The organism is Hydrogenophaga sp. GW456-12-10-14-TSB4 (assembly GCF_059424305.1).
Genome location: NZ_JBWKZH010000065.1, coordinates 22,032 through 32,561 on the forward strand (window position 1 = coordinate 22,032; position 10,530 = coordinate 32,561).

The 10,530-nt window shown below is 67.7% G+C and carries 12 protein-coding genes; 9 read left to right on the forward strand and 3 right to left on the reverse strand.

Going from position 1 to position 10,530, the window contains the following annotated elements; genetic code table 11:
• Nucleotides 1-15: 15 nt before the first annotated feature.
• The 3 genes from AC07ZS_RS24190 to AC07ZS_RS24200 all read left to right on the forward strand — a co-directional run bounded on the left by AC07ZS_RS24190 (nt 16) and on the right by AC07ZS_RS24200 (nt 2,332).
• Complete coding sequence (locus AC07ZS_RS24190) at nt 16-657, forward strand: response regulator (protein WP_494801075.1); 642 nt, start codon at nt 16-18, stop codon at nt 655-657.
• Nucleotides 658-795: 138 nt separating this feature from the next.
• Nucleotides 796-1,194, forward strand: coding sequence for a hypothetical protein (locus AC07ZS_RS24195; protein ID WP_494801076.1), 399 nt, complete (start codon nt 796-798; stop codon nt 1,192-1,194).
• Nucleotides 1,195-1,219: 25 nt separating this feature from the next.
• A complete protein-coding gene (locus AC07ZS_RS24200; protein ID WP_494801077.1) occupies nt 1,220-2,332 on the forward strand; it encodes a saccharopine dehydrogenase family protein in 1,113 nt (370 codons plus the stop codon).
• An 8-nt stretch (nt 2,333-2,340) separates the two neighbouring features.
• Here the strand turns inward: AC07ZS_RS24200 and AC07ZS_RS24205 are convergent, their stop codons facing one another.
• Entirely contained in the window at nt 2,341-3,885 is a 1,545-nt protein-coding gene (locus tag AC07ZS_RS24205) for a methyl-accepting chemotaxis protein (protein WP_494801078.1), read from the reverse strand.
• A 155-nt stretch (nt 3,886-4,040) separates the two neighbouring features.
• Between AC07ZS_RS24205 and AC07ZS_RS24210 the strand changes: the two genes are divergently transcribed.
• Nucleotides 4,041-4,298 carry a hypothetical protein gene (locus AC07ZS_RS24210; RefSeq protein ID WP_494801079.1) on the forward strand — a complete coding sequence of 86 codons (258 nt, stop codon included), beginning with the start codon at nt 4,041-4,043 and terminating at the stop codon, nt 4,296-4,298.
• Nucleotides 4,299-4,306: 8 nt separating this feature from the next.
• Nucleotides 4,307-4,933: a LysE family translocator gene (locus tag AC07ZS_RS24215; protein WP_494801080.1), complete on the forward strand. Its 627-nt coding sequence runs from the start codon at nt 4,307-4,309 to the stop codon at nt 4,931-4,933.
• A 10-nt stretch (nt 4,934-4,943) separates the two neighbouring features.
• Here AC07ZS_RS24215 and AC07ZS_RS24220 read toward each other — a convergent pair whose 3' ends face one another.
• Nucleotides 4,944-5,399, reverse strand: a complete 456-nt coding sequence (locus AC07ZS_RS24220; RefSeq protein ID WP_494801081.1) for an NYN domain-containing protein — start codon at nt 5,397-5,399, stop codon at nt 4,944-4,946.
• A gap of 299 nt (nt 5,400-5,698) precedes the next feature.
• On the opposite strand from AC07ZS_RS24220, the gene AC07ZS_RS24225 reads away from it, so the two are divergent.
• The gene (locus AC07ZS_RS24225; protein ID WP_494801082.1) at nt 5,699-6,205 is read left to right on the forward strand and encodes a GNAT family N-acetyltransferase; all 507 of its coding nucleotides are present in this window, start codon (nt 5,699-5,701) and stop codon (nt 6,203-6,205) included.
• Nucleotides 6,206-6,245: 40 nt separating this feature from the next.
• Complete coding sequence (locus AC07ZS_RS24230; protein WP_494801083.1) at nt 6,246-7,298, forward strand: phosphotransferase enzyme family protein; 1,053 nt, start codon at nt 6,246-6,248, stop codon at nt 7,296-7,298.
• On the opposite strand, the gene AC07ZS_RS24235 is transcribed toward AC07ZS_RS24230, so the two are convergent.
• Nucleotides 7,256-8,167, reverse strand: coding sequence for a LysR family transcriptional regulator (locus AC07ZS_RS24235; RefSeq protein WP_494801084.1), 912 nt, complete (start codon nt 8,165-8,167; stop codon nt 7,256-7,258). The genes AC07ZS_RS24230 and AC07ZS_RS24235 overlap by 43 nt on opposite strands.
• Before the next feature lie 94 nt (nt 8,168-8,261).
• On the opposite strand from AC07ZS_RS24235, the gene AC07ZS_RS24240 reads away from it, so the two are divergent.
• A complete protein-coding gene (locus tag AC07ZS_RS24240) occupies nt 8,262-9,095 on the forward strand; it encodes a sugar phosphate isomerase/epimerase family protein (RefSeq protein ID WP_494801085.1) in 834 nt (277 codons plus the stop codon).
• Nucleotides 9,092-10,530: FAD-dependent oxidoreductase (locus AC07ZS_RS24245; protein WP_494801086.1), on the forward strand; the 1,439-nt coding region annotated here is incomplete at its 3' end. The genes AC07ZS_RS24240 and AC07ZS_RS24245, both read left to right, overlap by 4 nt.

The window sequence follows — 10,530 nt, forward strand, 5'->3', positions numbered from 1 at the left end:
CATCCGAGGACTGCCATGAGCGATATTTACCTGGTGGACGACCATGCCATGATGAGAGACGGCCTGCGTGCGGTGCTTGAAGGCGCCGGGCACCACGTGATCGGCGAATCGGACCAGCCCACCCCCGCGCTCGCGGACATCATCCGCCTGGTGCCCACCGTGCTGCTGCTCGACCTGCACCTGTCCCACCGTTCCGGCTTCGAGCTGCTCGAACAGCTGCAGCGGCGCAAGCTCAGCACGCGCACCATCCTCCTGACCATGTCGGCGCAGCCCCGTCATGTCGCCGAGGCCATGCGCCTGGGCGCCTTCGGCTATGTGCTCAAGGGCTCGCCTTCGCGCGACGTCATCGACGCCGTGGAAGCGGTGAGCCAGGGCCGCAAATACCTGGGCACGGGCGTGGCCGAGCTGGCGGTCGAAGGCCTCATGGGTGATGCCCCGCCCAGCAGCATCGAATCGCTCTCGGCGCGCGAACAGCAGGTCATCCTGCTCGTGGTGCGCGGCATGACCAGCGTGGCCATCGGTGAACAACTGCACCTCTCGCCCAAGACGGTCGAGTCCTACCGCAGCCGCCTCATGGCCAAGCTCGGCGTGAGCGATCTGCCGGCGCTGGTGCGGCTGGCGATCCGCGAAGGTCTGATCAGCGCCGAGGAAGACTGAGCACAATCGCACAGCGCAACGCGCTCGCGGGTGATCCCCGCTCCACCCCGTCCAGTTTTCCCCACAGGCATCGGCCCGGGTGCGCGGCACAGTCTGAGCATGGTGGCACCGCTTCTCGTGCTGCCCCTGGAGCCGGAAATGACCGTTCACCGCCCCGCGTCGCTCGACACCCAGCCCCTGCAGGTGCTGGTGGTGTGCCCGCGCGGTGAATACCTGGACGCGGTGCGAGGTCTCGTCGGCGACTGGGTGCGCAGCACCCAGATCTTCTGGACGGTCGACCCGGTCGCGGCCTTGCAGCGCGCGCAGCAGTTGCCCCCGGCCCTGGTCATCGTGGACGCCCGCATCGACCGCGCCAGCGGCTGCATGCTCAGCCGCGAACTGGCCCTCGTCCCCACCGAGGTGGACGTGCTGAGCTTCGACGATCCGGGCGCGAACAGCCTGCACTGCCAGCCCAGCACCTGGCACTGGTCCGAACTGCCCCGCGCCATCGGCTGGTGGGTGCAACGCCACCTGGTGCTGGCGCCCCCGGCCCACTGAATCCGCGCCCGCACTAGACTCCGGTATGCGCAACTACCGGGTGTTGGTGACGGGGGGATACGGCTTCTTCGGCAGCCGCCTCGTCGAGCGCCTTGCGCGGCACCCGAACCTGAGCCTCGTGGTGGCAGGCCGACACCCGGCGCCCGCAGAGGCCCTGCTTCAAACCCTTCGCCCCACCGCCCAGGCCCAACTGCATTCGGCGATCCTGGACGTCCACACCCCCTCTCTGGAAATCGCCCTGGCGCAGTGGAAGCCGGATGTGCTCGTGCACACCTCCGGCCCCTTCCAGGGCCAGAACCTGCACGTGGCGCAGACCTGCATCCGCCAGCGGGTGCACTACATCGATCTGGCGGACGGCCGCGGGTTCGTCACCGGCATAGGCGCCCTGGATGCCGCCGCCAAGTCCGCCGGCGTGCGGGTGATCAGTGGTGCCAGCTCGGTCCCGGCGCTCTCGGGGGCTGCGGTGGATCACCTCACCCGCGACATGGCGCGCGTGCGGTCCATCGACATCGGCATCAGTCCGGGCAACCGCACCGACCGCGGGCTATCAACCGTCCAGGGCATCCTGAGCTATTGCGGCAAGCCGATCGCACATGCCGACGGCCACAGCGAGGTCGGCTGGGGGCGTTCGCACCGCCACCGGTATGGCGTGCCGGTGGGGTCCCGACTGCTGTCGCCCTGCGAGGTGCCTGACCTGAGCCTGCTTCCCGCGCGGTGCGCCGGTTCGCCCACAGTGCGGTTTGGCGCCGGGTTGGAACTGCCTTTCCTGCATCGCGGCATGAACCTGATGGCACTGGCCACGCGCCTGGGCCTGGTGCGGGACTGGGCGGCCCACGCCCGCCTTCTCCTGCGCACCGCTGACCTGTTCAAGACCTGGGGCAGCGATGCGGGTGCCATGCACGTGCGGGTACACGGCGTGGACCACCGGGACCGCCCCGTCGCACGCACCTGGGAACTCATCGCGACCGAGGGTGACGGGCCGTATGTGCCCACCCTCGCCGCTTCGGCCCTGGTGCAGAAACTGGCGACCGGCGAGCCTCTGCCCAGTGGCGCCCGGCCGTGCCTCGGTTTGCTGTCCCTGCGGGACTTTGAAGCCGCCGCCGCCGGCCTGAACATCACCACACGGCTCGAAGAATGAGCGACTCCTCAGCGGAACACGCTGACCGCTTCCACCAGCCGCTGGGTCTGCTGCTGCAGGCTCTGTGAAGCGGCCGTGCCCTGCTCCACCAGCGCCGAGTTCTGCTGCGTGACCTGGTCCAGGTGGCCCACCGCCTGGCTCACCTGCTGGATGCCGCCGCTCTGCTCGATGGTCGCTGCGCTGATCTCGCTGATGAGGTCCGACACGCGCCGCACCTGCTGCACGATCTCGTCCATGGTCTTGCCGGCCTCGTCCACCAGGCGCGTGCCGGCTTCCACCTTGCCGGCGCTGGCGCCGATCAGTTGCTTGATCTCCTTGGCCGCCTCGGCGCTGCGCTGAGCGAGGCTGCGCACCTCGCCGGCCACCACCGCGAAGCCCCGGCCCTGCTCGCCCGCGCGCGCCGCTTCCACCGCGGCGTTCAACGCCAGGATGTTGGTCTGGAAGGCGATGCCGTCGATCACACCGATGATGTCGCTGATCTTGCGCGAACTCTCCGTGATCTCGCTCATGGTGTTCACCACCTGGGACACCGCATGACCGCCCCGGGAGGCCGCCTCGCTCGCCGTGCCCGAGAGCTGGTTGGCCTGGCTCGACGTCTCGGCGTTCTGCCGCACGGTGGCCGTCATCTGCTCCATGGAAGCCGCTGTCTGCTGAAGGCTCGAAGCCGCCTGCTCGGTGCGCTGGCTCAGGTCGTTGTTGCCCTGGGCGATCTCGGTCACTGCCGTCTGCACCGTCAGCACCTGCTGGCTCACGTCGTCGATCAGCCAGCGGAACATCAGACCCAACTGGCTGATGGTGCGCATCGTCATGCCGATCTCGTCCACCCGGTCCATGTGGGCCACCTTCTGCGTGTCGCCGGTGGCCACGCGCAGGGCCTGCTCGCGCAGGTACTCCAGCGGACCGGCCAGTTGCGATTCGAGAAACCAACCCGCCAGGACGATGCCCACGGCGGACAGGCCGGCGAACTCCGCCCAGGCCAGGCCCTCCATGCCCAGCGCCCGGGCGCCGCCCACGAGGCCGGCCAGCAACAAGGCCAGCGGCAGGCGGATGCGGCTGCGCACGCCCATGGTCTTGAACACCGTCGTCAGGCCCATCAGCCCGGTGCGCAGCAGCAAGCCCTTGTGCAGCTTCACATGGCCCGCACGGCCTTCGCGCATGTCGGCATAGAGGCGCTCGGCACCCGCGATCTCCTCGCGGCTGGCCTTGGTGCGCACCGACATGTAACCCACCGTCTGGCCGTTGCGGATCACCGGCGTGGCGTTGGCCCGCACCCAGTAGTGGTCGCCGTTCTTGCGGCGGTTCTTCACCAGCGCCGTCCAGGGCTCGCCGCCCTTGAGCGTCGCCCACATATCGGCAAACGCCTCCTTGGGCATGTCCGGGTGGCGCACCAGGTTGTGCGGCTGGCGCTGGATCTCCTCCAGGGTGAAACCGCTCACATCCACAAAGGCCGCATTGGCGTAAGTGATGTGGCTCTGGGTGTCGGTGGTCGACATCAGCGTGGCGTTGTCGGGGAACTCGTATTCACGCTGGGTAACGGGGGAGTTGACGCGCATGACAGATACCTTGAATGTGTGGACAGGTCTCTGCTGTATCGACGCCCCCCAGGCCGTCTTGTGTGGGGAAACCATGACACTTCTCAGGCCCCCGGGCCCGCCGGCTTGCGCTAAGCTGCGGCCCATCGGCCCCGGCCCGACCAAGGAGACCCCCCATGAGCTCATCCAGCCTGCGAACCATCCTGGTGTTCAGCGCGGAAGACCAGGCCTGGATTCGCCGCACCCCCATCACCGTGCCCCTGTACTGGCAGGGGCACTCGGTCCAGCCGGTCCAGGGCGACCTGGTCCGCCTGGGCGGGCGGCAGTTCCTCATTCGTGGCCGCGTCTGGGAACACGACGGCGAAGGCCCCATCCTCAAGCTCTACATGGGCGACGCCCACGCCCAGAGCGACACCACCCTTGGACAACCCTGAAAGCCCCCATGCCCATCGAACTCTGGCTCGCCTTCGTCGCCGCTTCGGCCGTCATGCTGATCATCCCCGGCCCGACCATCCTCACCGTCATCAGCTATTCCATGGCCCACGGCCGGCGCGCCAACGTGCCGCTGGTGGCGGCTGTGGCGCTGGGCGACTCCACCGCACTGGCGGTCTCGCTGCTGGGCCTGGGCGCGCTGCTCGCCACCTCGGCCTTCTGGTTCACGCTCATCAAATGGGCCGGCGGCCTGTACCTCATCTACCTGGGCATCAAGCTGCTGCGCGCCGGCATCTCGTCCACCGAGCTGGCCGCCCCGCCCGCGCCGCAGTCGCGCTGGCGCCTGTTCGCCAACACCTACCTCGTGACCGCGCTCAACCCCAAGGGCATCGTGTTCTTCGTGGCCTTCCTGCCCCAGTTCATCAGCCCCTCGATGCCGGTGGGCCCGCAACTTTGGGTGCTGGCCGTCACCTTCGTGGTGCTGGCCACGCTCAACGCCACGCTGTACGCGGTGTTCGCCGCCTCGGCTCGCCGGCTGCTCGCCTCGCCGCGCGCCCAGCGGCGCTTTCACCTGGCGGGCGGCTCGCTGCTGACGGCGGCAGGCGTGTGGGCCCTGATGGCCCGGCGCGCGGCCTGATCCGGCAGGCTCAGGCCGCGACGGCGATCGACTCCGTGTAGATGAAGCTGTTGCAGGCCGCCACGAAGGCCCGCGGCGTCTGCCTCCCGCCGAAGCCGTAGACCCGCAGGCCCTCACGCCTCAGGCAGAAAGCCAGCGGCGTAAGGTCGCTGTCCGACGACGCGAGACACACGCCGTCAAACTGCCCCGTGTTCGCCAGCGACATCGCCTCCAGGCTCAGCATGATGTCCGCTGCGTTCTTTCCCTTGGTGTAGGGGAAGAGCTGCACCGGCTCGATCGCGTTGTGCAGCAGCACGTTCTTGAAGCGGCTCATGGCGGGCCGCGACCAATCGGCATAGGCGCGCTTGACGGCCAGCACGCCATAGCAGGCGGCGCGCAGCAGGATGGGACGGGTGAGTGTGTAGGAGATGTTCTCCGCGTCAAACAGAACGAAAAGTCGCTGTTGCTTGTGCTGCAGTCGGGGCATGCGGTGGATTCCCTGTTCGAGGATGAACAGCCGCCGCCACAGATAAGGGCGGCGGCCCGAACGGGGTGAGAACCGGGAATCGCAGCGAAACCGGTAGACCTTGCGGCCTCCCGTCCGAGCCGCCAAAAAATGGCGCTAGAACGACGAAGGCTGCGATTCTCGGGCTCTCACACCCGGCTCACCTTTTTCGTGAGCGGGAAAGACTCTAATCCCAATTCACCCAGACACAGTGGACAGTTTCCTTGCAAGATCCATTGCAACCGAACGTGTGGACCGCCTCGGCTACGATGCCGACGATCATGATCTCCCTGCATGCCATCGAGCCCGGCGAGTGGCCGCTGTACCGAGACCTGCGCCTGCAAGCGCTGGTCGATTCCCCTGACGCATTCGGCAGCACCTACGAGGCGGAGGTGGGCAGGGCCGACGAAGCCTGGGCATCCCGCATCGCGACCCTGGCCGCCGGCAAGGACCAGGCGTTTTTCGCACGGCACAACGAGGCCGTTTGCGGCCTGGTCTGGTGCAAGCTGTCCGAGCAAGCACCCGAGCGGGCGGACCTCTACCAGATGTGGGTGGCGCCCGCAGTGCGGGGTCAAGGCGTGGGCCGGGCCTTGCTCGACGGCGCCATCGCCTGGGCCGCCGCCAAAGGTGTGAAACGCATCTGCCTCGGCGTCACCGTCGGCGACACCCCTGCCATGCACCTGTATCACGCCGCCGGTTTTCGCCCTTCGGGCCCCATGGAGCCCTTGCGTGAAGGCGCTTTGTTGAAGTCGCAACCCATGGTGTTGCGGCTGGATGCGGCGCGCTGAGCACGCTTGGCGAGGCGCAGCGCTGCACACACAATGCGCCATGCTCCACGACCCCGACCTCGTTCCCACCCACACGACCGCGGCCGCCGCTTCCATCGCCCGCTGGGTGGCGCGGCACCATGGCCTGGAGGTGGCGCAATGCCACCTGATCCGCCGCGGCCTGAACGACAACTACGCGCTGCGCACAACCGACGGCAGCCGCTGCGTGGCGCGCCTGTATGCCATCCGGCCGCGCGGTGACTTCAATGTTGCATTTGAAGTCTCGTTGCTGACGCACCTGGACACCCGGGGTGTCGGCGTGGCCGCGCCGGTCCCGACTTCGGACGGGCGCACGCACGTGGACCTGCAGTTTCCCGAAGGGCCGCGTGCCCTGGCGCTGTTCCGCCATGCCGAAGGCGCCGTCCCCGACACGCTGGAAGACATCGAACTCACCGGTCGCACGCTGGCCCACATCCACCAGGCAGCGCGCGACTACGCAGGCCCGCCCAGCCGCTACATGCTGGACGGCCACCACCTCGCCGGCCGGACCCTGGGCTACCTGCAGGCCTACCCGGACCTGGACGCAGAGCTGCTGGACACGTACAGCCAGCTGGTGCACCGCCTGCTGGACGAGCTGACCGCAGCCGAGGGCAGGCTCACGCGCGTCGTCTGCCACGGCGACACGCACGGCTTCAACAACCATGTGCACACCGACACGGCCAATACCCGGAAGACAGTGTTCTTCGACTTCGACGACGCCGGCCCGGGCTTCCTGGCCTACGACCTGAGCGTGTTGCCCTGGTCGCACATGGTCCGCAAAAACCTCAAGGAACCCGACGACACGCTGCGCGAGCGCTGGACGCATTACCTGCGCGGCTACCGGGCGGGCGGCGGCGAGGTGAGCGAAGCCGACCTGGCGGCATTGCCGCTGTTCCTGCAACTGCGGCACCTGTGGAACCTGGGCGAGGCCGCGGGGCGGCTGCACCACTGGGGAACGAACTCGATGCCGGTGGACTGGATGCAGAAGCAGGGCGAGGTGTTCGAGGCCTGGAGGGGGCTGGACTTCAGCGATCAGTTTTCCAACGCAAAGGGGCCGCTCGCGAGTTGCTCCTGAAGGAAGCGGACGCAGACGCGGACTTTCGCCGAGTGGCTCAACCGAACCGTGCTGGCCGCCCAGATCGCCGTGGGCTGTGAGTACTCAGGCAGGATCCTTTGCAAGCGCCCGGCCCGCAGATCCCGGCTCACGTCCCATTGGGCCTGCAACAGGATGCCGTGCCCGTCATTGCCCCACCCTCGCACGATCTCGGCGTTGTTGGAGGACAGCCGCCCCGTGACCTTGACTTTCTCGGGGCCGTGAGAGCCCGTCAGGCGCCACAGGCCGAAGACCTGGTTGCGATCGCGCAGGACCAGACAATCGTGCTGGCTCAGTTCGGCGATGTTGGCGGGAACGCCTCGGCGCTCCAGGTAGCTTGGAGCCGCGCACAGCACGCGGGTGCTGTCGGCGATGCGATGGGCCACCAGATGCGGTTCATCGACTTCGGCGATGCGGACATCCAGATCGACGTTCTCGTTGATGAGATCCACACGGCGATCGACCGCGTCCAAGGTGATGTCCAACGCCGGGTACCGCTGCGCCAGCAAAGACAGGATCGGCCCGATGTGGATGCGCCCCAGTCTGAAACTGGTCGTGATGCGCAGCGCGCCTTGGGGGTCCAGACGCCCGCCGGCCACGGTTTCGCCCATGTGGTCCACACCGTCGAAGATCCGTTGCGCCGAGGTGTACACGCGCTCGCCATCTTCCGTCACCGTGACCCGCCGTGCGGCGCGGTGAAACAGCGTGACGCCCAGCGACCGCTCCAGTATGGAAATGCGTTTGCTCACGAACGCCGGTGACATGCCGAGTTCGGTGGCCGCGGCAGCAAAGCTGGCTTTGCGGGCGGCGATGCAGAACACATGCAGGTCGTCGAGCTGAAATTTGAGCATCACAGTTCGTGAATCATAAAGCCACAGTTTGCCCGTTGTTCCTGCAAATCATCGCCCTTAGAGTGCCGAGATTCCAAGGACTTCATCCGCCGACATGTCTCGACCCCTTTCTCTTGCCGCGCTGACGGTGCTGGAATTGACGCCGCCCGACATGGTGGTGTGCGCCGCGGATGCGGGTTTCAGCCACGTCGGCATCCGCCTGATTCCGGCCACGGCCACCGAGCCGCGCTACGACATCGTGGGTGACACCCCTTTGCTGCGCGAGGTCGAACGCCGTCTCGCCGATACCGGCGTCCAGGTGCTCGATGTCGAGATCTTCCGCATCCAGCCCGAGACCCGCGTCGCCGACTGCGAAGCCGCCCTCGCCACCGCCGCCCGGCTGGGCGCACGCGAGTTGCTGGTGGCGGGGAACGACCCCGACGAGGGCCGCCTGATCGACACGTTCGCGGCGTTCTGCGACCTGGCCGACACCTACGGACTGGGCGCCAATCTGGAGTTCATGCCCTGGACCGACGCGAAGAACCTGCAACAGGCGGCCCGCATCGTCCACGCCGTCCACCGCGACAACGCGGGCGTGCTGATCGACCCTTTCCACCTGAGCCGCTCGGGCAGTCGGATTGAAGACGTGGCCGCGATGCCTTCGTCGTACTGGCGTTTCATGCAATTCTGCGACGTGCCCGCGGCCCTGCCGCCCACGATGGACGCGATCCTCGCCGAAGCGCGCGCCGAGCGCCTGTTTCCCGGTGACGGGGGCCTGAACCTCCCGGGATTGCTGCACGCGATGCCCGACGACATCCCGCTCAGCGTCGAAGTGCCGACCCACACCTTGGCCCGCAGCGTCCCTGCCACCGAGCGGGCCCGCCGGGCGCTGGCCGCCACCCGGCGAGTGCTCGCGTCATTCGACGCCATGAAGTCCTTGTCGGCGTGAACGGCCTGCACTGCGACCTGCTGATCATCGGCTCGGGGGCGTCCGGCCTCTCTGCCGCCGTGACTGCCGCGCACAGTGGCCTGAAGGTCGTTCTCGTCGAGAAGGAGCCGGTCTTCGGTGGTGCCACGTCCTGGTCAGGCGGCTGGATGTGGGTGCCCGGCAACCCATTGGCCCGACGGGCCGGCATCCACGAAGACCCTGAGCAACCGCGCACCTATTTGAAGAACGAACTCGGTGACCGGTATGTGGCCTCGCAGGTCAATGCCTTCCTCGACCAGTGCGGACCGATGGTGGCGTTCTTCGAGGCGCACACCGAGCTTCAGTTCGTCGACGGCAACGCCATCCCGGACATCCACGGCCATGTGCCCGGTGCGGCAACGCAAGGGCATCAGGTGGCCGCCGCACCCTACGACGGCCGCCGGGTCGGCCCGTTGATCCGACGTCTTCGGACCACCATGCGCGAGACCGCGTTCATGGGCATGCCCATCATGGCCGGCCCGGACCTCGGGGCTTTCCTGAGCATGACCCGGTCGTTCAAGTCGTTGGTGCATGTGGCCCGGCGCGTCGGCCGCCACCTGCTCGATCTGTGGGTCCACGGCCGAGCCATGCAACTCGTCAACGGTGTGGCCCTGGTGGCGCGGCTTGCGAAGTCGGCCGAGCAGGCAGGTGTGCAGTTGATCGAGTCGGCGCCGGCCAGACGGCTGCTCATCGAGAACGGTGTGGTGTGCGGTGCCGTCGTTGTACAAGCGGGCGGCGAGATCGAGATTCGGGCCACCAAGGGCGTGGTACTGGCCACCGGTGGCTTTCCGAACGACATGCAGCGACGCAAGGCCTTGTTTCCGCGCTCGCCCACCGACCAGGAACATCTGGCCCTGCCACCCAGGAGCTGTTCGGGCGACGGCATTTCGCTGGGCGAATCGGCGGGGGGTCGGCTGGTCACCGACCTGGCCTCCCCCGTCGCCTGGGCACCCGTGTCCCGCGTGCAGCACCCCGACGGGAGCGTCGGGCACTTCCCCCACATCATCGACCGCGCGAAACCGGGGCTGATCGGCGTTCTCGCCGACGGCAAGCGCTTCGTGAACGAAGCCGACGGCTACTGCGACTACACGGCTGCGATGGTCGCGGCCGTGCCCCCGGGTCAGGAGGTGGCGTCGTGGCTCATCTGCGACCACCGGTTCCAGCGCCGTTACGGCATCGGCTTTGCCAAGCCCTTTCCGTTGCCGCTCACGCGCCATCTTCGCAGCGGCTATCTCACGCGCGGTGCGTCCATCGAAGCACTCGCCAACGCGTGCGGCATTTCGCCAGAGGGGCTGATGGAAACCGTCAGTGTCTTCAACACACACGCCAGACAAGGGAAAGACCCGGCCTTCGGGCGAGGATCAACGCCCTACAACCGCAAACAAGGCGATCCCCTGCATGCCCCCAACCCCTGCGT